The following is a 21,575-nucleotide window of genomic DNA, read 5'->3' as shown; positions in this document are numbered from 1 at the left end:
GGATAACGCGGGTTTCGGTGGGTGAAACCTTTCCGCAGTTCGTTTGTAGAGTTAACCAGCTCGTGAGAAGTGCCATCTATCGAGCAATATCAAAACTTTTTGATATTGGCCTTGCGGGGATTTACCCCCGTCTCTAGACTGCTGCCCCATGAACTTACGCGTGCCTTCCATTCGCCATGACGATTGCGACGAGCTGGCGGCCCTGTGCAAGGCCGGCGGTGATCCGCTGCGGCTGAATGTATTGCGCGCGCTGGCCAACGATTCGTTTGGTGTTTTGGAACTGGCGCAGATTTTCGGCACGGGTCAGTCAGGTATGAGTCATCACCTCAAGGTCTTGGCACAAGCCGATCTGGTGGCGACCCGTCGCGAAGGCAACGCGATTTTTTATCGCCGCGCCCTGCCCCACACCGAACTGCTCGGCGGCAAGTTGCACGCGGCGTTGTTAGAAGAAGTCGACAACCTGGCGCTGCCCGACGACGTTCAGGCGCGAATTGCGCAGGTTCACGGGCAACGTGCTGCGGCCAGCCAGGATTTTTTCGCCCGGGTGGCGGAGAAATTCCGCGCCCAGCAAGACTTGATTGCAGGCCTGCCGCAATACCGCGACAGCGTGCTGGCCCTGCTCGACAAACTGAACTTCGATGGCGCTGCCACGGCCATTGAAGTCGGTCCCGGCGATGGTGCTTTTCTGCCGGAACTGGCCCGCCGCTTTGGCACCGTAACCGCGCTGGACAACAGCCCGGCGATGCTCGAACTGGCCCGTCAGGTATGCGTTCGTGAAAGACTGGCTAACGTCAGCCTGCAATTGGCCGATGCATTGAACGGCAGCAGCCTTCAGGCCGATTGCGTGGTACTGAATATGGTCTTGCACCATTTCGCCGCGCCGGCCGAAGCGCTCAAGCACATGGCCGGTCTGCTGCAACCGGGCGGTAGCCTGCTCGTGACAGAGTTATGTAGCCACAACCAGAGTTGGGCCAGGGAGGCCTGCGGTGATCTGTGGTTGGGGTTTGAACAGGACGATTTGGCCCGTTGGGCCACCGCTGCGGGACTCGTTCCCGGGGAAAGCCTCTATGTAGGCTTACGTAATGGTTTCCAGATCCAGGTTCGCCACTTTCAGCGACCGGCTGGCGACACTCACCATCGGTAAATTCAGGAAAACATCGAGATGAGCGAATACTCCCTCTTCACCTCCGAGTCCGTGTCCGAAGGGCACCCGGACAAAATCGCCGACCAGATTTCCGATGCGGTGCTGGACGCCATTATTGCTGAAGACAAGTTCGCCCGTGTGGCGTGCGAGACTCTGGTAAAGACCGGCGTTGCAATCATCGCCGGTGAAGTGACCACGTCGGCCTGGGTCGATCTGGAAGAAATCGTGCGTAACGTCATTCTGGACATCGGCTACAACAGCTCCGATGTCGGCTTCGACGGCGCCACTTGCGGTGTGATGAACATCATCGGCAAGCAGTCCCCGGACATCAACCAGGGTGTTGACCGTGCCAAGCCTGAAGATCAGGGCGCCGGCGACCAGGGCCTGATGTTCGGCTACGCCAGCAACGAAACTGACGTTTTGATGCCTGCACCGATCACTTTCTCGCACCAGTTGGTGCAGCGCCAGGCCGAAGCCCGCAAGTCGGGTCTGCTGCCTTGGCTGCGTCCGGACGCCAAGTCGCAAGTGACTTGCCGTTACGAAGGCGGCAAGGTTGTCGGTATCGACGCCGTGGTTCTGTCGACCCAGCACAACCCGGAAGTGTCGTACAAAGACCTGCGCGAAGGCGTGATGGAGCTGATCGTCAAGCACGTGCTGCCTGCCGAACTGCTGAGCAAAGACACCCAGTTCCACATCAACCCGACCGGCCAGTTCATCATTGGCGGCCCGGTAGGTGACTGCGGTCTGACCGGTCGCAAGATCATCGTCGACAGCTACGGCGGCATGGCCCGTCACGGCGGCGGCGCGTTCTCCGGCAAGGATCCATCGAAGGTTGACCGTTCGGCTGCCTACGCCGGCCGTTATGTGGCCAAGAACATCGTTGCTGCCGGCCTGGCCGAGCGTTGCGAGATTCAGGTTTCCTACGCGATCGGTGTGGCCCAGCCTACTTCGATCTCGCTGAACACCTTCGGCACCGGCAAGATCAGCGATGACAAGATCATCAAACTGGTACGTGAAGTGTTCGACCTGCGTCCATACGCCATCACCACCATGCTCGACCTGCTGCACCCGATGTACCAGGAAACTGCTGCTTACGGTCACTTCGGCCGTGCCCCGCAGACCAAGACTGTTGGCGAAGACACCTTCACCACCTTCACTTGGGAAAAAACCGACCGCGCCGACGCTCTGCGTTCCGCTGCTGGCCTGTAATTCCCTGGCTGCATAAAAAGCCCCGCACGGTTTGCGCCGTGCGGGGCTTTTTCATGCTTGAAACTCGATTTTGAATTCACACCCGAATCCTGTGGGAGCGAGCCTGCTCGCGAAGGGGCTAGCCGGACCGACATCACTTCCCGACCAGACACACCCCGCAAAACACCCTACTTACCAAGCTCCATTTCGTCTTCTAACCTTCAAGCATTCCCCCCGAGCAAGGACGCTCACGATGCTTGCCACGCTTCGCCTGCGGTTTGTTTTCCTCGTGGCCTGTACGGCCCTCAATGCCCACGCCGATTGCCCGAAATGGCCAGCCACTCAAGCAAAAACCGAAATCACCGCGCTGCAAAAACAGATCGACCAATGGGACGACGCCTACCACCGCGAAGGCCGCTCGCTGATTGCCGACGAACTCTATGACCAATCGCGCCTGCAGCTAAGCGAATGGCGAGCATGTTTTAAATTGCCAGCGACGATTGAGGCCGTGCGCACAGCCTCCGGGCCAGTCGCACATCCAGTCGCCCACACCGGCCTGGATAAACTTCACAAAGCCGAGGCCGTGCAAGCCTGGCTACGTGATCGCAAAGAGGTCTGGGTGCAACCCAAGGTCGATGGCGTTGCGGTGACGCTCATTTATCGCGATGGACTTTTGCAGCAAGCAATCAGTCGCGGCGACGGCGTCAGCGGGCAGGACTGGACGGCATCTGCGCGCAAGATCGGCGCCATCCCGCAACGACTCAAGCAACCGCTGGATCTGCTGGTGCAAGGTGAACTCTATTGGCGCCTGACCGAACATATTCAGGCTCAAGCCGGCAGCGTCAACGCCCGCGCCACCGTGGCCGGTCTGATGGGACGCAAAAGCTTGAGCGCAGAACAAGCCGACGGGATCGGGCTGTTCGTCTGGGACTGGCCGCAAGGACCTGCGGACTTGTCTGAAAGGTTATCGACATTGGCGGCGCTGGGTTTTACCGCAACGGAGCGCTATAGCCATCGCGTTTCGCAATTCGCTGACGCACAGAAGTGGCGCGAACACTGGTACCGCTCGCCCCTGCCATTCGCCACGGACGGCGTGGTTCTGCGCCAGAGCCAGCGCCCACCCGCCGAGCGCTGGCAGGCTCATGCGCCTTACTGGGCTGTGGCCTGGAAGTACCCGTTTGCTCAGGCCTTGGCCGAAGTGCGCAAGGTGAATTTCAAGATCGGGCGCACCGGGCGCATCACCCCAGTGCTGGAACTGAACCCGGTCATGCTCGATGACCGCGAGATCAAACGGGTCAGCGCCAGCTCATTCAAGCGCTGGCAAGCACTGGATATCCGTCCCGGCGATCAGGTGGCGATCAGTCTGGCGGGCCTGACCATCCCCCGGCTCGACAGCGTGGTGTTGCGCAGCATCGACCGAGCGCACATGGACATCCCGAGCGCCGACGACTTCCACGCCCTGAGTTGCTGGCAACCGACACCAGGCTGCGAAAGCCAGTTTCTCGCGCGCCTGACCTGGCTCAGTGGCAAACAGGGACTGGCCATGCAACATGTCGGTCGCGGCACTTGGGAGAAACTTCTCGAAACAGGCCGCCTGAGCAACCTGCTGGATTGGTTGGCCCTCGACGCGCCAGAGCTTGCTAACATTGCCGGCTTCGGCGAACGCAGCAGCGCGCGCCTGATGCACAGTATTCACAACGCCCGCCAACGGCCATTCGCACAATGGCTCAAGGCCTTGGGCTTGCCGCCGACCGGTCAGGCGCAACTCCCTGACTCATGGCAGGCGCTGGTACAACGCGACACCGAACAATGGCAGGCAGAAGCCGGCATCGGCCCCGGTCGCGCGGCGCAATTGAGCGCGTTCTTTCGCGACCCGCAGGTGCTAGCCTTGAGTGAAATTTTACACGCCGCCGGAATCGACGGTTTCTGAACACGCAATCCCGGTGCGCCGGGAACCCAACGGCCGGCGGGCGCTCCAACAGCGCAGTGCCTCACCGACCCGATTGTCTTTGCACATGGAGCTTTTATGAAATTTCTTGCACCGCTCGCCCTGCTCACCCTTTGCGCCGCCATGGCCGCGCCAGTGATGGCCGACGAAGACGCTCCGGGCCTGACCGGTTGCGCCGCCAAGAAGCAGGGCATCATCAATCAGATCGAACAGGCAAAGTCCCGTGGCAATACCGATCAGCAGGCGGGCCTGGAAACCGCTTTGCGTGAAGTGACCGAGCATTGCACTGACGCAGGCTTGAAGAAAGAACGCGAAAACAAGGTGCTTGAAGCCAAGCACGAAGTCAGCAAGCGACAGGCTGACCTCGACAAGGCGATGAAGAAAGGCGACCCGGAGAAGATCAACAAGCGCAAAGACAAGCTCGCCGAGTCGCGTAAAGAGTTGCAGGACGCGCTGGACCAGCTCGACAAGTAATCCTTCAGTGTCGCGGTGAATTTCAAACCGCTTTCGCGAGCCGGCTCGCTCCCACAGGGACCTCCAGTGACCCTCAATGCCAGGCACACCGAAGAACCTTGTGGCAGCGAGCTTGTTCCGGGCGGCGATCCGACGAAGGCGTCAGCTCAAACAACAGAGATCAATGATCGCGAAACTCTTTATGGCAAGCGCTGCAGGCATCTTCAACTTTCTGCACCGCCGGCCCCAGGTTGCTGGCCTTGTACGGCTGAACCTTGCTGGCAATCACCAATTCACCGGTGGCGGCTTCAAGGTTGTGGGCCATCTCTTGAAAGCGGGCCTGCTTTTGCCAGACATCGTCCTTGGCGCTGGTGTGATCTTCTTCGCGAACCTGCGGGAAATGCTTCCACGGCTCATGGGACAACGCATCGAGTTTCACCGCACCCTCGGCGAATTTCGGCCCGTCGAAGGGAATGCGTCCACGCAACATGCCGCCCAGGTCTTCGCCGGTCTTGAGCATCTGTTTGAAGATCGCCTTGCGCTGACCCAGCGGGGAGTTCGGATCGACACCGCCACAGGCGGACAAGGTCAGACAGGCCAGCAATACAGCAGCAATTCTTTTAAGAGTCATGGTGGCTTCAGGTCACGGAATTCGGCGGCCAGTATCCCCGCGTCACCGACAAACACCAATAGCCCTATTAAAATTACGGGTTGCTTGAGCGCATGGAGCACTCGCGCAACCGGCACAGGAATCTCTCCATGAACAGCCGTTTCAAGGCCTGGCGTCACCCGCTGATTGCAACCCTGCCAATGCTGGCGATCCTCGCCGGCTGCACTGGCGGCGACAGTGCCAAACCGAAAACCCATGCGTTGGCGACGTACTCCAGCGCAACCTGGGAAGCACTGCCGGCAGTGTCCGATAGCGATCTGGTCGCCGGTTTCGGCTCGTGGCGCAGCGCCTGCACCCGGCTCAAGGCAGACGCGGTCTGGGGCCCCACCTGCGCGGCGGCGGCCAATGTGCCGCAGAGCGCCAACGAAATCCGTGCCTTCCTTAAACAGAACCTTGATGTCTATGGCCTGCGCGCTGAAAACGACAACCCCAACGGCTTGATTACCGGCTACTACGAACCGGTCTACCCCGGCAGCCTGACACCGACCGAGACCGCCAATGTGCCGGTGTACGGCGTGCCTGAAGACATGATCATCGTCTCGCTCGACAGCATTTACCCCGAGCTGAAAGGCAAACGTCTGCGCGGGCGTCTCGAAGGTCGGGTGCTCAAACCCTACGACGACGCAGCGACCATTGAATCCAAAGGCGTGAACGCGCCAGTCGTGGCCTACCTCACCGATCCGATGAATCTGCAGTTTCTGCAGATCCAGGGTTCCGGCCGAATCCAGACACAGGACGGTAAACAGCTGCGCATTGCCTATGCCGACCAGAACGGCCACCCGTACCGGCCAATCGGGCGTTGGCTGGTCGAGCAAGGCGAGCTGAAGAAAGAAGACGTGACCATGGGTGCGATCAGCAACTGGGCCAAAGCCAACCCTTCACGTATTCCGGAACTGCTGGGCAGCAACCCGAGTTACGTGTTCTTCACCCGCAATCCGGACAGCAATGAAGGCCCGCGCGGCTCGCTGAACGTGCCACTCACGGCGGGTTACAGCGCAGCGGTGGATCGCAAGGTGATTCCACTGGGCAGCCTGTTGTGGCTGTCGACAACACGCCCGGATGGCACAGCATTGGTTCGCCCGGTAGCAGCGCAGGACACCGGCGGCGCGATTGCCGGCGAAGTGCGCGCGGACCTGTTCTGGGGCACCGGTGATGCGGCCGGGCAACTCGCCGGAGATATGAAACAGCAAGGGCAGATCTGGATGCTCTGGCCTAAAGGCGCGGCGCTGCCGCAAGTGCCTCAAGTCGCCGATACGGCCAAGGAAAAACCTTAAGCTATTTCGTTGCCTGATCAATCGTCTTCGCGAGCAAGCCCGCTCCCACAAGGTTCGTTGGTGTACACAGAATTCGTGTTCACCGCTGATACCTGTGGGAGCGGGCTTGCCCGCGAAGAGACCGGTGGCAGCAACCGAGAATCAGACCGACACAAAGAAGAACGCAGCGATCAACCCCATGCCGACAAACCACACCAGCGAACGCAAAACCGCCCAGTCCGCCAGGTAGCAAATGATGTACAGCAGGCGACTGGTGATAAACAGCACCGCCAGCACATTCACCGTCACCAGCTCCGCGGTTCCCACCAGGTGCGCGACGATCACCGCGGCGGCAAATGCCGGCATCACCTCAAAACTGTTCAATTGCGCCGCATGCGCCCGCCGGGCCACGCCATCAACGCTATCGAGAAAGTCCCGGGGATCATGATTGTCCCTCAGCCTGAAACCGCCCGAGATCTTGGCGACAATCGTGCACACATACGGCAAAAAGATCGCGATCAACACACACCACAGAGCCACCGTCATAACGCCGTCCTTCTTTCGAGTTATAGAATTGGCCAGGCCGTCAGAACTTCATCACCAGCATGCCGATCAGCACTAACCCACAGGCTAAGAGCCGTGGCCGGCCAAAAGGTTCTTTGAGGTAGCGCATGCCAAACAGCACCACCAGAATCACGCTGATCTCGCGCAACGCCGCCGCTTCGGCGATCGAGCCCAACTGCATCGCCCACAGCACCAGAGCGTAGCTGAACAGCACGCAGAACCCGACCGCCAGGCCCAACTTCCACTGCTCATGCCAAAACTGCATGAACGCCGGGCGTTTGGCGACCCAGGCCAGCAACGGGAACGGCCAGGCACTGAGCAGCGTGACCCAGACCAGGTAATCCAGCGGATGCGACCAGCGTCGCAACGCCTGACCATCGATGTAGGTGTAACAGCCGATACACAGGCCGATCAGCGCCACCACCGGCAGCATCGACCACGGCAAATGTTTCCCGCCGCCGCCCTGCCACAGCAGGCAGGCCATGCCGAATGGAATCAGCATGATTCCGAAGATCTGCTGGGAGGTGAGCACTTCGCCGGCGAAGACCAGGGTCAATGCCAATACCACCAGCGGCGACAGGCCGCGCATCAGCGGATAGACCAACCCCAGATCACCGACCCGGTAGGCCTGAATCAGCAGGTAGCGATAGAGCAGTTCGAATGCCGCCGAGGCGAGAATCCACGGCCAGATGTCCATGGGCGGCAGGCTCACGAACGGCAACGCGATGGCGACGAACAGCAGCGCCACCGTGTCCATGCAGGCCACCACCAGCAACCGTTCGGCACTGAATTTGATCAAGGTATTCCACGCCGCATGCAGCAGCGCCGCCACCAACACCAGAGCTGTCGCCAGCACATCCCTCTCCTTATTGTTATCACCCGACCCTGTAGGGGCTGTCGAAGGCAGTGGACTTGCCCCTACAAAACCGGACACCAACTCCCCGTTAAATTGATGCCACTGCCAAGCGCCTGAACTCCCTCGGTGAGCGATAGTTCAAGGCGCTGTGCGGATGCTGCTCGTTGTAGTGTTCGAAGGCAATTGCCAGGTTACGCAACGCCGTTTCTCGATCCGGTTTGGGCATGTGCGCCACGTAGTCACGCTTGATCGTCTTCACGAAGCTCTCGGCCATGCCATTACTCTGCGGGCTACGCACTGGTGTGGTCACCGGCTGCAAGCCGATCTGCCGAGCAAACAGGCGCGTCTGTTCGGCGGTGTAGGCCGAACCGTTATCGCTGAGCCACTGCACCGGTGTTGCAGGCAGTTGATCACCGAAGCGCTTCTCCACACTTTCCAGCATCAAGTCGCGGATATCATCGCCGCTGTACCCGGTCGGGCTCGCGACCCAGCCGATGGCTTCGCGATCACAGCAGTCCAGGGCGAAGGTCACGCTCAGTTTAGCGCCGTCCTCACAACGGAACTCAAAGCCGTCCGAGCACCAACGCGTATCGCTGGTTTGCACCGCAATACGGCCTTCGTGCCGACGCGGCACGCCGGGTTGTTTGATCCGGCGCTCAAGCAGCAGGTTGTGATCACGCATCACCCGGTAAACTCGCTTCACGTTGATCGCAGGTAGCAGCTGGGTTTCACGGGCGCGACGCAGCAATCCCCAGACTCGACGGTAGCCATAGCTGGGCAGCTCGCTGACCTGTTGCTGGATTTCGGCCACCAACTCAGCGTCGTTCACAGGCCTGCTTCGCCGTGTCTTGGGCGATACCGATTGCTTGATTCGAACCGTTAATTGCGAGCGCGCCACACCGAGACATTCGCTGACCAGTTTCACTGGTCGTCCCCCGGCAACAAGGGTGAATGCGCAATCCATTTTCGCGACCGGGCGATCTCCACGGCCTCTTTGAGGATTTCCGCTTCCATCGTTTTCTTGCCCAACATCCGTTGCAGTTCACGGATCTGCTTGAGCGCATCGCTCAGCTCGGAGGCCGGCACCACGGCTTCGCCAGCACTGACCGCCGATAGACTGCCGTCCTGGTACAGCTTGCGCCACAGGAACAACTGGTTGGCATTGATGCCGTTGCGCCGAGCCACGACCGAAACGCTTTGTCCTGGTTCAAGGCTCTCTCGAACCATGGCCAGCTTTTGCTCTGGGCTCCAGCGACGACGCCGCTCCTGGCCCAAAAGCTCACCACTCTTATCGTTGCTATTAGTCATAAACATAACCGTTTGCCTATCCCTTATCGTAAGGGGGAAACGGTGTCCTGTCTTTCATGGGGCTCGTTCAGGCAGCGAGCTTTTGATCTTGTTTTTATAAACCAAAGTCAAAAGATCGTCCGATCGCGGCACGAGTCTTAGGCAACTCTTACAGTGACAGGTTGAACAGTCGGATTCCAGCCGCTCGGTGATGCCGGTGGCGATCACACGGGTGTTATGGGGGGCCTTCGCGCTGTGTCCGATCTTGCAACGCAGCCATCGCTTCGCCGTCGACGCCGCGCACTGAGTTGACGCTACCTCGAAATGACAACGGGCCCATAAGGGCCCGTTGTCATTCAAACAGTCAGCTCAGACAAACACGCCACCTTGCAAAGGTGCATCGGTCAGGGTCGCACCTTGCGCGGTCAACGAACTGAACAAGGAATGGCCTTGCAGCAATTTGCCGTACCAGGCGTTCAACTGCTCGACGTCTGCCTGCCCGTCAAGCGCTTCGACACACAGCACCAGATCACCAGCGACGTCAGCCGTCATTCGCACCGGAGCCAGCAGCGAAAACGGGCTGTTGACCTGCAACAATTGCAGGACCACGCCCTGCAGCAGGGTCCTCGGTAGCGGGCCCAGACGCAAGGCAAGCAACCAGCCGCCGGGGGTGCGCTCGAGCAACAACTCAGGCCCGTCGCCAACGCGCAAACGGCAGGTCTGCTGCGCCTCTGACGGCAACGCCAAATCCCATTGATCCAGCCATGCTTCAACTGTCATGAGGGTTTACTCCTTGATCCGCCAGGCCCGGGCCATGTTAACGGTGGTAGAACTGAATGCCTTGCTCCAGGGTTTGTTACGCGCGCCGTAATTGTCGGCAAGGTCATCCAGCGCTCGATTGATCTCGGCCGGAGTGGTTGCACGCATCAGGCTTTGCTCGACGCGATGCAACAACGCCACGTTGGATTTCGGCTGTCCGACACGGAACAGGGAAGGCAAGATCACTTCCTTGCGAATGTTCTCAGCAATCACCGCTACATCGCGCTTGCGCATTTCGTCCACCGCCGCCTTCAGTACCGGCGACTCCACAGGCGTGTTGCGCAGAGCGCCGAGCAAGCGTTGATGGTCGGTGTTATCGGCGTTGTTCAACGTTTTGCTCAACCATTCCTTGCGCTCCGGCGTAGTCGCCAAGGCATCCAGCCGCGAGAAGGCCGAACGCAGGTTATCGGTCAGCTTCATGTTTTCAGCCGAGAGGATCGCCACCGTCAGCCCGGATAACGCCTCGCCAACCTCCCGACGGAACTGCACAACGTCTGCGGTACGCACCGGATCCTGGGCCGCAACACTGGCAAGCATTTCGTCATCAAGGGCCAGCAACGCCCCTTCCATCGTCGCAAACGTGTGGGCTTCGCGGGCTTGCAAACGGTTGTCGAGGTGGTCACCGACTTCGTTCTGCAATAACGCCTGCAACGAATTCTTGACGCTGGCGGGCATGGTGAAGTTCAGGGTTCCGCCCAGCATCCCGCTGTAGTCGCCGGACTCGGTCTTGAGCGGCACTACAACCGTCTGGTCTTCGAACGCGGCAAGCCCGCGATCCTGCAATGCCGCTTGCGCTCCCAACGGAGCACCGACAATCCACTCTTTCACATTGATAGCGCCCCGGCCCGGACCCTTCTGGGCGACTTCATCCTCAGGGAACTTGAGGATGAGGTTATCGGCCTGACGCAACGGGCTGTTCGAGAACTGCTGATTGATCATCTCGGGAACCGGCACATTGGACATGACCCCGCCATCCTGAAACAGCGTGACTTCGCCCTGTTCCTGGAACGGGTGCGCGGCTTCCGCGACTTTCTGGAACACCAGCGGGAACGCCCCGGAAATGTGTGCAGCACGGGCAATGTCCATGTCGGGGGTCAGGTCGGCGTTGAACACCACCAACTGCGGACGCCCTTCGTACATGGCCGTGCCGGTCATGCTCAGTTCCTTGATCTGTGGGATATACCGACTGAGCACAGCCAGGTCGCGGAAGGTCACCACGCCGCCGGCCCCCAGTTTTTGTGCAATAGCTCTCACGGCGGGTTGTTCAGCGATGTCCATATGAGCCGCGATCTGGTTCATTACCGCCTTACTCGTCTCCTCGCGCAGCACTTTCTCCAGCGGTGCCGCTTCGGAATCCGAACGTGGCAAGATGTTGTACAGCAGACGAACAATGCTGCCGACTACACCCATCCTGCCAAGGGTGATCGCATTAGCGCAGCCGGAAATCACATGCTGGACTTTTCTCAACCAGCTTTTACTGCTGTCGAGCAGGGTGATAAGGTCCATGTTGTCCGACAGAGTCTTGAACGAAGTGGCGCTCATGCCCGACGCCAGCAGCGCGGCGGTGATAGCCCCGGCCGACGAACCGGAAATACTCTTGATGCCCTCTAGCGCACCCTTGTTTTCCAACGCCGAAATCGCCCCCGGATACGCCGCGCCTTTGGCGCCACCACCGCTGAGGACCAGGGTGGTCAATGGCGGCCGCGCCAGTTGCACTTCGGTGACGCCGTTCTCGAAACTGCGCAGCGTAACCTTGCGCTGTCCCGCCGCATCGGCGATCAGCTGCGACGCACCTTCAGGCTGTGGGGTTACCAGGCTGGCTCGGCTGATGTCCGGCACTTTCGTGCTGAGCGCAATGCCAATCGTGGTCTTGAGCGCAGCCATCAGACCCTGACCCACAACCTGGGTGGACAAGGTGGCCTTGGCCGGTTGCGAATCCTTCGGCGGGGAGACTTCCTGCTGCCTGCCAGCACCCGTGAGGGCGTTGACTGAGGACGAAATTAGCATAGTAGCTCCCAACTAACGTTGGTCCTTTACAGGAGCCCATACTAAGGGAACGGTTTTTTTGGCTTTTCAAATATCGGGCGTATTTTTGTCAATTTAGAACGTCAAATGCTGGCGTATCGACAGCACTGTCGATGGCGGGCGCAGAGGCTCTGCCCTTGTGCACCAACGCCTGCTTGAAGGTCGCCTCCAGAGCACTCAACTGACCATCGACGCTCGCGTCGATAATGCCGATTTCGGTCTCCAGAATGCAGCCGCCCTGATCCAGCCGGGCATCGGCAATGACCTCGACGTAGCCCACTTCCGGAAAATCCTTGAGCACCCGGGAGATCTGTTCGCGCACCTCAACCACCTGATCCGGCTGCACGTGCAAGATCACCTGCTTCTGGTTGCTGACCAGTGACAGCGCCTGCTGTGTCACTTGCAACGTCAACTCGATATTGTCGTAGTGCTGGAGAATCTTGCGCACCGCTTGCAGCACCACGTCGCTCATCTGTTGTTCGACCTCATGATAATACTGATGACACTGCAACAGCGTCTCCTGAATCAGCGTGGCCTGACGAATACGTGCTTCTTCGATGCCGGCCTGCCAGCCCAATGCCTTCTGTTGTGCGTAGACATCATGGGCGGCCTGTTCGATTTCGGCGGCGCGCTTACGAGCCACTTCGACCAGTTCGCCTGCTGTCAGATAATCCTGATAGTCGCGGCTGCGCAGCAACACCTGGTCCGGCGCGAGCTGCACTTCAGAAGCTTTTATTTCAATAAATGGAAGCATTGCGGGCTCACTTGTCGGGCGACTTTCAGGCACAACGCCTGGGCCAATGAACGCTGGTCACTGCTCACTGCCCACTGCACCGGGGGCGCGGACACAGCGGTATCGGTGAGCGCCAGGCGCAAGGCAATGCGCCGGGCAAATCCCGGTGCAACGTCAATGCAGGCCTGCAACCAGAAAGCCAGCGCACGTTGGCGCAGGCAATCACCGAGCTCACCGTCAGGCAATGGCTGCTGCCAGCCTTGCGGCCAGGCGCCAATGATCAGATCCAATTGCTCCAGGCAGTAGCGATGTCCAGCCTCGCCGATCACCGCGTGAACCCGACGCAGGTTGTTCGCGTCCAGCACTTGGCGAATAGCGTGGCCATGCAGCAGCGCACCCAGGTAACCGAGGGTCTTTTCCAGCGCAGCTTGCTCAAAGAACGCCAGACCGCCGAGTGTCGGCGGCAACTCGTAATGGATGTCCAGCGAGCACTCACTGAGCAGCCAGGCGTTGATTCCACTGTGCCGACGCCAATGGCTCAATGTGTCGGCCAATTGCATCAGCGCGGGCGGAACACGCGTAAGGTGGATGTAGCGGGCCGGGCAAAATCGCAATTGATAGGGCGTCAGCAACAACGTCATTACGAAGTCCTGCTGCGCTGCCACAAGTACTGACCGAGGTTGCTCACCACCAGTAGCGCAACCAGTAACCCGAACAGCCCGAGTAACCGTCCACGGGATGCTTCCGTCACCTGAATCGAGAACACCGTGTCATAACGCGGTGCGAGCGGAACTTGCCGAACGTCCGCCGAAGGCACCAGCACCACGCTGATGCGGTCGTAATTCAGGCCTTCAATGCCGTTGTTCACCAGTTGCTTGATCTGCGGAATATAGGCGTCGAGCTGGATGTCGGCTGCATGCTTGATAAACACCGACGCCGAAGCCGGGGAAGATTTCTTGCCCAGACCATCACGGTCTTCAGGCAGCACCACATGGACGCGCGCCACCAGTACACCGTCGATCTCCGACAGGGTCCGGGAGATCTCCTGGGCCTTGGCGTAATTGAGCCTGGCACGCTCCTCGACCGGCGAGGAGATCAATCCCTCCTTGGGAAACACATCCTTGAGCGTGGAAAAGCTCTCACGCGGATAGCCCTTGCGCTTGAGCGCATCAATGGCCTCGGCGATATCCGACTCCTCGACCAGCAATTTGATCTTGCCGTCCTTGTCCGGCTGCTTGGACGCTCCGATCCCTTCGGTGCGCAGCAACGCGAGCATTTCATTGCCTTCTTTCTGGCTGATACCGGCATAGAGTTCGACCTTGCAACCGGCGAGCAACATCACGGTCAGCAACATCAGAGTTCGATTGAGTCTCTTCACGCAGCACCTTATTGGGTTTTCATCAGCGTTTCGATATTCTGACTCATGCGTCCGACCGTCTTGGCGATCAGCTCTTCCTGCATGCTGATGCGCATCAACGTCCACTGCATCTGCATCAGGCTGCTCGGGTCATCACCGGGGGTCGACATCTGGACCTCAAGATCGTGCTTGACCTGGGAGATACGTTCTTTGATCTGTCCGATTTCATTGAGCAGCCCCCCCCCAAGACTCTCGGTGCCCTTGGCCATCGCCTGCTCGAAATCGGCGATTTGCCCGGCACTGGCCTGGGGGGTTTTGAGTTCATCGAGACTGGTGACCGCGGTCTGACTTATCGGACTAATATCCATCACGACTCCAGATCGGGTGAGTGGGTGAAGCTCATCATGTTTTTGACCAGTCCGTTGGTCGGGATCAGGATCTGCAACTCGCTGCGCACCAGGGTGTTCAGGTACTCGCTGCCCTCAACCCCCTTGATCTCGCCCAGTACGTAGAGCAACAGCGTTTCCTGTTGCTTGCCAAAAGGTGCCTGTTCCTTGAGCAGGTCCTTGAGCGCCAGACGATCCTGCTCAGGTCCTCCCCGTGATTGCGGGAAGTGCGCCAGCAAGCGGTCCGACAGACCGTACATGAGCCAGTCACGCAGCTCGGAACGACGGTTCTTGGCCGACTCCGGCAGGTCCTCGCGAAACCATTTCCAGACGGTGTCGCGCTGCTGCGTGCGGTCCTTTCCGGTCAGGGCTGTCGTCAGGCTCGCGCCTTGCAACCACAGTTGCTGAGCGGCATCGACCGGCGCTGGCCGGGTCGCCACCGGGGGGCCCTTCATCGCCGCTTCGAAAGCCTGCACCTGAGCGGGCTCGACCGGCGCCGGGGGTCTTGCATCCGGTCCATTGCGCAATGGCAACTGCGCGGACGATCCATCAATTTTGTTCATGGCCCCTCCGGGTTACGCATGCCTTGGGCAAACTGCACCAGGCGCGGGTCATCGCTCGCGGCCAGCCCGGCCAGACGCCGATCCAGCGCCGTGCCCAGGCCCAGTCGCCATTCGCACAACGCCAGCCAGGGTGCCAGTTCCGGCCAGGGGTGACCCTCGCCCAACTCCAGCGCCTGTTGGTAATGCCCCTGATTCATCAGACTGGAGAGACGGATCAGGCACGCGGCCTGCGCCTGCCCTTCAACCTGTTCGAGCCAGTTGGCAATATGTTGCGCTTCTTCGTGGCAATGGTGGCCGGTACCGGCCAGAGCTAGTTCTGCCATCAGCCCTTTCAATGAACTGTCCATCATCAGATTTTCTGCAGGATGCCCTGCATCAGGTCTCTCATCGAACGCGTGACGGTCGAGTTGATGTTGTAGATCACCGACCATTTGTTGAGTTTGTGCTGAAGCTCGGCCAGCAGCGCCGGGTTGTCAGCGGCCTCCTTGAGTGCCGCAATGGCATCGCCGACTTCCTTGTTGGCGTTGTTCGCCTGCTCCTTGAGGTTGTCCGCGACTTTGTCGAGGGTGTTGACGGCGCTGTCATTGGTAAAAATCGATGCCATTACGAAGCTCCCTTGAGGGTGTTGAGAATGCTGATGGCGGCCTCGACTGCCTGGGCTTCCATCTGCCATTGCTGGTATTGCCGAGGCTCACCGCCGCTGATCAAACGACGCTTGCCAATGGCCTGGGCCTGTTCCAACTGCGCGCGAATCTGCCGCTCAAAATCCACGTCAGCGGCGCGCAGACGCTCCTCCAAAGCCGTCATCACTAAGTGGCTCTCCCTTCAGGTTGATGATGAATTGTTGTTTGCCGCGACTGACAATCACCGCGTCGGCGTTGATCGCCAACACCCTCACGCCTTGCGGAGTCGACGCATCGACCGGGTATTTCTGACCGTCACCCAGCACCACATAAGGCAGTTTGCCGAGAGACACCGAACGCACCACGAACTCCAGCTCATCGGTACTGGCGCGCTTGTTGCGACTGAGTAATTCCAGGGCCGGGCGGGCGCCGAACTCCTGACGAAATTCATGCTGCAACTTATAAAACTGGTTGAGCTGCGCCTCATCGAGCTGCCCGCGCACCTCAATGCGCTCGCCTTTGTCAACATAGGCCAATGCGGTTTCAAGGCCGAAATCCGCGAGCATCTGGTCGAGTCGCTTGAGGTGCGAGCCGGCCAGCCGCACGCGGTTTTCCACGCCCAGCAATCCGGGTACGTCTGCCTTGAGCAAGCTGTCGATTTGTAGCCAGTGATCATCTTCCAGCGCCAACTCGCCGGTCAGGCGAATCCAGCCGGGTTGATCAGCATTAACCGTGCGTACCTGGCGATAACCGAATTTCTGCAGGATGAATTCCACCCCCTGCCGAATTTCTTCCATGCTGCGCACATCGAGCCGATAGGTCAGCGTGCTGCGTTCAAGGTATTGCTGCAGTGCCAACCGCGCGCGGTTATCTTCCAGGTAACCCGTGAGCGTGATGCTGCCATTGGCCTGTGGCTCCGCGACCTGCACGGACTGGAACTGGCGATCACGTAAAAAACTGCGCAACGCGACCAGCGGATCTTCGCCGGTCATACCGCCGCTGCCGCCCGACCATGGCCCGCCAAGCAACCCCACGAAACCCACCAGCAGTAACACGCTGACCGCGAGCATCAATCGCCCGCCCCAATAAGAGCGGGGTACCGCCGTACGCCGTTCCTGAGGGTGGGCGGCCATGGGCAACTGTTCGCTGAACTGACGCTCCTGAGCGCAAAAAGCCCACAGCAACGGCCCGCAAGCCTGTCGGACCAGCGCCTGCAACGCAGTACCACCGACCAGCGGCTGCCCCCCCTGAAGCGGCTGATTACCCTCGGCCCACTCCAACAGACGAACACCTTGCGGGTCGACATCCAACACCAGATGAACCGGCGCAATACCTTCATCGACCAGCACCAGATCGGCTTGCAACGGATCGCTACCGATGACCACGCGCCCTTCGCCCAGAGGCACTTCGACCCCTTGATTGAGGCCGCTGTAAAAACGGATCTTCCAACTCATCTCAAGGCTTCTCAGGCGCGCGGACGCACTGATCAACGCCTTCGACGCAAGCCCCTTCGGCGATGCGCCAACCCTGAGTGTCGTTGCCCATAGCGCAGGCGGTCAGCGAAGAGTCTTTGCCGGTCTGCGCCAGGATCTGCTGCAGCTCGCGAGCCTGACCCAGTGCCTGGCACTGCGTGGTACCGAGCAATTTCTGCAACGAAAGACTCTGGTTCGACAACTCATCGACCTGGAGCAATTGATCCATATAGCCGCGCTTGCTGCCCAAGGCCACGAAATGGCCGAGACCGTTGTCGATCAGTCGCGGCTCGATCAGAAACAGGCGCACCGAACGACGGGTGAAACTGGACTTGAAACGGAACAGTGCGCCCAGGTACGGGATATCACCCAGCAACGGCACTTTGCGTATCGATTCGCTGAGTTCGTCGCGGTAGATACCGCCAATCAACAGGCTCTGGCCATGCCCGACGCGGGCCACGGTATCGACCACGGTACGGGCGATGGTCGGCAGGCCTCCTGGTCCGGAACTGTTAGGCTTCTGGTTGCCGTCCTCGATGTGCAGACTGAGGCTGATTTCCGGTTTGTCGCCCAACTGGATCACCCGCGGTGTCAGCTTGAGCATGGTTCCGTAAGTGATGGGCCGCAGCTCCGCCACTCGCTCACCGATAAGCCTGACATAGTAGGTTTCGCTGTGATCGATCACCGCGAGGGTGTTTTCCTGGGTCAGCACGGTCGGCCGCGAGCCGATCTGCGCGCGGCCCTGGTTCTGCAACAAGGTAATTCGCGCCAGCAGGAAATCCAGACCTCGACTGTCTACCAGACTGGCACCGGCCTCGGGCCCGCCGAGGTCCTCTGTGGTGGTGCGGATGTCGACCAACTGGCGAGGTCCGACGCTGATCCCGACGCGCCAGTCCACACCCAGCTCGGCGAGGTTTTCTGCGTTGATGTCGACAATCGACAACCCCACTTCGATACGCGCCGACGGCCGATCCAGTGCCGTGATCAGGCGCCGGTACATCGGCATGCGTTCCTTGGTATCGCGCACGAGGATGGCATTGAGCGAGGGCTCGGCCTGGACCACTGCACGCCCGGACTGCACCGGCGACCGTGGACTGTCCTGCCCCTCGACCGCCACCACGTTGGCGTCACCCAGCACCCGGGCGAGGATGGTCGCCACGCCAGGGGCTTCAATGTCGTCCTCGCGGTACTTGATTCGACGATCTTCGGCGACCGCGTACTTGAGCGGAAAGATTTCCACCACCAGGTCGCCGGTCTTTTCACTGCGCAACGCGTGCTGCTGCTCCAGCGCCATGGCGGTTTGCTCCACCAGGTCGAGGTAACGCGAAGGGCCGGAGATATACACCAGTCGTCCGCTCATGTCCGGTCGCCAGCCAAAGCGCGGTTCCCAGACCCCCCCCGCTTCCAGCGCCTGCCTCAATTCGGCTTCGCTGACTTGCTCCAGCTTGACCAGTCGCGACTGCATTTCAGTGGATTTGAAAACATACAGAACAGCCCCGTCGTAATACCAGATGAGGTTGTAAAGCGAGGCCATCAGTTGCAGAAAGGACTGCGGATCCTTGAGGTCGAAGCGCCCGCTGACCTGGTCATTGACCTTGTCACTGACAATCACCGAGCCGTCGTAGTTGGCGCCGAAATTGGCCAATACATCGCGCAGGTTTTCACCTTGGGCTACGTAGTTGTAGGGAATGACGGGCCAGTCCAGATCCTGGCCGTGCGCGGTGCCGGTCAACAGCCACACCACGACCAGACTCAAATACCGCGAGACTCTCAGGGACGCCATGACGTTTGTTTCCACTGCGGTTCCAGGCCTGCGAGCAGCAGGTCGGGCTTGATCGTTTCGAGAATGGCGACCTGCGCCGCCATGGCCTGTTCCAGGTCGTCAAGTTCAAGTGCGCCGAGGTCAAGGCGTGCCTCAAGGATGAGGTTGGATTGTTCATCAGTCGCCAGCGCCTGAGGATGCTGCCGGCTCCAGCGGGTGACTTTACCCAGCAGGTTTATCAGCATGTCGCGATCCGTCGGGGATTGGCCCTGAACCTGCCAGTTCAGCGGACTGGACAGCACCATGTCATCGCCCTGACGCTGCAAAAACAGGCTGTGACCGTCGACCCGCAGGTGGAAGCGGCCCGCTCGATCGGCCACAAAGGCCCCCTGGCCTGTGCGTGCGGCCAATCCAGTCAGTAAATGTTCCATGATTCCTCGGCGTGTCCGGCAGTCAGGAGCTCTGCCAGTAAAAGTGATCGTGGGCCTGACACAGGCTCCGTTCTTGCAGGAAGAGCTGCACCGCATCGGCGGCGCCGGCGTCCTCGTCAAGTTTGGCCAGCGGCTCCCACAGCGAGGTCAGCACCACCGGCACGGGCGCAAATCCATCGAGCTTGCCATCTGCCAGCAACACGGCCATGCCGTGGTGCCAGTTAGGCCAGGCCAATCTCGCCTGTTCGGAAATAGCACTCAGCTTGCACACCAGCGCCGCCGTTTCAACCTGGGTCTTGGCCTCACAGCGTTCGATTTTGGCCAATTCCAACCGGGCCAGCTGCGAATCGGTTGCGCCCACCTGCCGCCAGAACTCGGCCTTGATACGCAACTGACGAGCCTGGGTTTCATACTCGATCAGTGCCGAACGCCAACTGGGGATCGCTTCGTCGAAAAGGCTCTCCCACCAGCCGTAGACCGGTAACAGCACCCAATCGATGATTGCCTGGGTCGAGGCCAGGTTGATTCGGTCACCCAGCCAGTTGCACCAGTCCTCGCCTTGGGCAGAAGCGTGACGCAGCACCAGTTGAATGTCCCCGCGCTCAAGGGCCATGCCGCGGGCAAGACGCTGCTGCAGCCAATTGGACTGAAACAGCTGCTCCAGTCGCGCACGCGGCAGCAGGCGCTGTAACAAACTCAACTGACGCGCGCTGATGATTCCCGATTCGCGGTACAGCCCGCCTGATACGCAGCCTGCGGCTCTGCCTCGACTGCGGGCATCCTGTCCCACTACGGAGACCCGACGGCCAGCAAAAATACCGGCTTGAGGCTGTTGATTATGGTCTTCCTGGCTCATTCTCTGCCTTGACTATCTCGTTTCGTGGCACACCCGTCAGCGTCCTTCACTGTGACCAATCTTACTGAGGGCCAATGGACCAAACTTGCAAAAAACGTCATTTTTTTTTAGCCCGACGCTATTCTTTTCCTTGTCTGGAACGACTGGGCGTACACCCGAAACGGCGACGATAGCTCTGGGTAAAGTAGGACTGACTGGAAAAACCGCTTTCCATTGCGATATCCACAATACTCATCTCACTGTTAAGCAATAAATGGTGGGCGTAGAGGATACGCCGCTCGCTGATCCAGGCACGAGGGGAAACGCCGTAGACTGAACCGAACAACTCCTTGAACGTTGTCAGGCCCATGCCGAACTGCCGGGAAAACTCACAGAGCCGCCACTCCTTGAGATAGTGCTGCTCCATGAACGCCTGCAATCGCTCGACGTGCCGGCTGCCCTGCTGGCGCAGCACCGACATCAGTGCTGGCCCTTGCGGACTGAACGCGAACAACATCAACAATTCTTCAACCCGCAACAGCGCCAGCATCGGCGGGTGCTCGTGCACCATCAGGCCTTCGAGCCCCTTGATGCAGTCGGCCATCAACGGCGTACTGGCAAACGCGATAAGACTGACCCCTGGCTCATCCCAGCGCTCGACTTCACTTAACAGCTCACCGAAACGCTGAATAAACTTTTGTAAAAACTGAACCGATAATGGGATCCAAAGTACATGACATTCATGTTCGCCCGTGCTGATGACATAGTTGCCTCTGCGTGCAAACACCAGTTCACCCGGCATGAGGCAAAGTGTCGCATTACAATCCTGAACTGTGAGCTGTCCTTCTAGCAGGATATAAATCCCTGCTTCACCGTTCGATACAAACTCAAACGTAGGAATAGCCCAACGGCACAGTTTTATCTGTTTCCAAGCACGGGTACTGGCACCTTGCATTTTTTAGTGACCCCAACCTGCACATACAGTTTGTGCGGCGCCCAGGTAGGCGACGCACGAAAACTCATTCTCGACATAGTACGACGTGACGCTTTTCACGATGATCAGCTCAACAATAGCTGTCATTAATAATGGTCAATTGTCGAATTAGGACAATTACTCTTATTTAACGCTCTCACGCCTGTCTTTGTCTAACGAATGATGTATCGGAACACTCACTGAAATTAATTAGAAAAAAATCAATACAAAGT

24 protein-coding genes are annotated in these 21,575 nt (G+C 59.4%); 5 read left to right on the top strand and 19 right to left on the bottom strand.

The window, feature by feature from the left end; genetic code table 11:
• The first annotated feature begins 148 nt into the window (after positions 1–148).
• The 4 genes from ATI02_RS18265 to ATI02_RS18250 all read left to right on the top strand — a co-directional run bounded on the left by ATI02_RS18265 (position 149) and on the right by ATI02_RS18250 (position 4,754).
• Positions 149–1,144 carry an ArsR/SmtB family transcription factor gene (locus ATI02_RS18265; RefSeq protein WP_100846984.1) on the top strand — a complete coding sequence of 332 codons (996 nt, stop codon included), beginning with the start codon at positions 149–151 and terminating at the stop codon, positions 1,142–1,144.
• A gap of 18 nt (positions 1,145–1,162) precedes the next feature.
• The gene (gene metK, locus ATI02_RS18260; protein WP_095187071.1) at positions 1,163–2,353 is read left to right on the top strand and encodes a methionine adenosyltransferase; all 1,191 of its coding nucleotides are present in this window, start codon (positions 1,163–1,165) and stop codon (positions 2,351–2,353) included.
• A gap of 232 nt (positions 2,354–2,585) precedes the next feature.
• Positions 2,586–4,262 carry an NAD-dependent DNA ligase LigB gene (ligB, locus tag ATI02_RS18255; RefSeq protein ID WP_100846983.1) on the top strand — a complete coding sequence of 559 codons (1,677 nt, stop codon included), beginning with the start codon at positions 2,586–2,588 and terminating at the stop codon, positions 4,260–4,262.
• Positions 4,263–4,358: 96 nt separating this feature from the next.
• A complete protein-coding gene (locus tag ATI02_RS18250) occupies positions 4,359–4,754 on the top strand; it encodes a DUF1090 domain-containing protein (protein ID WP_095187069.1) in 396 nt (131 codons plus the stop codon).
• Between the two features lie 160 nt (positions 4,755–4,914).
• Here the strand turns inward: ATI02_RS18250 and ATI02_RS18245 are convergent, their stop codons facing one another.
• A complete protein-coding gene (locus ATI02_RS18245) occupies positions 4,915–5,364 on the bottom strand; it encodes a c-type cytochrome (RefSeq protein ID WP_100846982.1) in 450 nt (149 codons plus the stop codon).
• 128 nt (positions 5,365–5,492) lie between these two features.
• On the opposite strand from ATI02_RS18245, the gene mltA reads away from it, so the two are divergent.
• On the top strand, positions 5,493–6,677 hold the full coding sequence (gene mltA, locus ATI02_RS18240; protein ID WP_095187067.1) for a murein transglycosylase A: 1,185 nt from the start codon (positions 5,493–5,495) through the stop codon (positions 6,675–6,677).
• A 141-nt stretch (positions 6,678–6,818) separates the two neighbouring features.
• Here the strand turns inward: mltA and ATI02_RS18235 are convergent, their stop codons facing one another.
• The 18 genes from ATI02_RS18235 to ATI02_RS18150 form a co-directional block, all read right to left on the bottom strand.
• Positions 6,819–7,202 (bottom strand): MAPEG family protein, encoded by a 384-nt coding sequence (locus tag ATI02_RS18235; protein WP_095187066.1) that lies wholly within the window; start codon positions 7,200–7,202, stop codon positions 6,819–6,821.
• 40 nt (positions 7,203–7,242) lie between these two features.
• Positions 7,243–8,076, bottom strand: coding sequence for an EamA family transporter (locus ATI02_RS18230; RefSeq protein ID WP_095187065.1), 834 nt, complete (start codon positions 8,074–8,076; stop codon positions 7,243–7,245).
• 88 nt (positions 8,077–8,164) lie between these two features.
• Positions 8,165–9,384 (bottom strand): IS3 family transposase gene (locus ATI02_RS18225; RefSeq protein ID WP_425273620.1). Its coding sequence is split into 2 segments (ribosomal slippage): positions 8,165–9,039 and positions 9,039–9,384, totalling 1,221 coding nucleotides; the frame shifts between segments, so codons are not numbered across the junction.
• Positions 9,385–9,732: 348 nt separating this feature from the next.
• Positions 9,733–10,143, bottom strand: a complete 411-nt coding sequence (locus ATI02_RS18220) for a CesT family type III secretion system chaperone (RefSeq protein WP_095187064.1) — start codon at positions 10,141–10,143, stop codon at positions 9,733–9,735.
• Positions 10,144–10,149: 6 nt separating this feature from the next.
• A complete protein-coding gene (locus tag ATI02_RS18215; protein ID WP_095187063.1) occupies positions 10,150–12,189 on the bottom strand; it encodes a patatin-like phospholipase family protein in 2,040 nt (679 codons plus the stop codon).
• 88 nt (positions 12,190–12,277) lie between these two features.
• Positions 12,278–12,961, bottom strand: a complete 684-nt coding sequence (locus tag ATI02_RS18210) for an HrpE/YscL family type III secretion apparatus protein (RefSeq protein WP_100846980.1) — start codon at positions 12,959–12,961, stop codon at positions 12,278–12,280.
• On the bottom strand, positions 12,940–13,581 hold the full coding sequence (locus tag ATI02_RS18205) for a Yop proteins translocation protein K (protein ID WP_100846979.1): 642 nt from the start codon (positions 13,579–13,581) through the stop codon (positions 12,940–12,942). The genes ATI02_RS18210 and ATI02_RS18205 overlap by 22 nt, the downstream gene beginning before the upstream one ends.
• Positions 13,581–14,330 carry a type III secretion system inner membrane ring lipoprotein SctJ gene (sctJ, locus tag ATI02_RS18200; protein ID WP_100848474.1) on the bottom strand — a complete coding sequence of 250 codons (750 nt, stop codon included), beginning with the start codon at positions 14,328–14,330 and terminating at the stop codon, positions 13,581–13,583. The genes ATI02_RS18205 and sctJ overlap by 1 nt, the downstream gene beginning before the upstream one ends.
• On the bottom strand, positions 14,327–14,665 hold the full coding sequence (gene sctI, locus ATI02_RS18195; protein WP_100846978.1) for a type III secretion system inner rod subunit SctI: 339 nt from the start codon (positions 14,663–14,665) through the stop codon (positions 14,327–14,329). Before sctI ends, sctJ begins: the two co-directional genes overlap by 4 nt.
• Positions 14,665–15,246 carry a YopR/YscH family type III secretion effector gene (locus ATI02_RS18190; protein ID WP_100846977.1) on the bottom strand — a complete coding sequence of 194 codons (582 nt, stop codon included), beginning with the start codon at positions 15,244–15,246 and terminating at the stop codon, positions 14,665–14,667. The genes sctI and ATI02_RS18190 overlap by 1 nt, the downstream gene beginning before the upstream one ends.
• Entirely contained in the window at positions 15,243–15,593 is a 351-nt protein-coding gene (locus ATI02_RS18185) for a YscG family type III secretion system chaperone (RefSeq protein ID WP_100846976.1), read from the bottom strand. The genes ATI02_RS18190 and ATI02_RS18185 overlap by 4 nt, the downstream gene beginning before the upstream one ends.
• A gap of 2 nt (positions 15,594–15,595) precedes the next feature.
• Positions 15,596–15,850, bottom strand: a complete 255-nt coding sequence (gene sctF / locus ATI02_RS18180; protein ID WP_095187057.1) for a type III secretion system needle filament subunit SctF — start codon at positions 15,848–15,850, stop codon at positions 15,596–15,598.
• Positions 15,850–16,053, bottom strand: coding sequence for an EscE/YscE/SsaE family type III secretion system needle protein co-chaperone (locus tag ATI02_RS18175; RefSeq protein WP_095187056.1), 204 nt, complete (start codon positions 16,051–16,053; stop codon positions 15,850–15,852). The genes sctF and ATI02_RS18175 overlap by 1 nt, the downstream gene beginning before the upstream one ends.
• The gene (gene sctD, locus ATI02_RS18170) at positions 16,019–17,323 is read right to left on the bottom strand and encodes a type III secretion system inner membrane ring subunit SctD (RefSeq protein ID WP_095187055.1); all 1,305 of its coding nucleotides are present in this window, start codon (positions 17,321–17,323) and stop codon (positions 16,019–16,021) included. Before sctD ends, ATI02_RS18175 begins: the two co-directional genes overlap by 35 nt.
• Position 17,324: 1 nt before the next feature.
• Positions 17,325–19,124, bottom strand: coding sequence for a type III secretion system outer membrane ring subunit SctC (gene sctC, locus ATI02_RS18165; RefSeq protein WP_100846975.1), 1,800 nt, complete (start codon positions 19,122–19,124; stop codon positions 17,325–17,327).
• Positions 19,112–19,534 (bottom strand): YscB family type III secretion system chaperone, encoded by a 423-nt coding sequence (locus tag ATI02_RS18160; protein ID WP_100846974.1) that lies wholly within the window; start codon positions 19,532–19,534, stop codon positions 19,112–19,114. Before ATI02_RS18160 ends, sctC begins: the two co-directional genes overlap by 13 nt.
• Positions 19,535–19,556: 22 nt before the next feature.
• Positions 19,557–20,390, bottom strand: coding sequence for a T3SS regulon anti-activator ExsD domain-containing protein (locus tag ATI02_RS18155; RefSeq protein WP_100846973.1), 834 nt, complete (start codon positions 20,388–20,390; stop codon positions 19,557–19,559).
• Between the two features lie 118 nt (positions 20,391–20,508).
• Positions 20,509–21,324 (bottom strand): helix-turn-helix transcriptional regulator, encoded by an 816-nt coding sequence (locus tag ATI02_RS18150; RefSeq protein WP_100846972.1) that lies wholly within the window; start codon positions 21,322–21,324, stop codon positions 20,509–20,511.
• Positions 21,325–21,575: the final 251 nt, after the last annotated feature.

This window comes from Pseudomonas baetica (assembly GCF_002813455.1).
Classification (GTDB): domain Bacteria; phylum Pseudomonadota; class Gammaproteobacteria; order Pseudomonadales; family Pseudomonadaceae; genus Aquipseudomonas; species Aquipseudomonas baetica.
Note: the sequence above shows the minus strand (reverse complement) of the source record. Positions and strands in the feature narration are given on the sequence as shown.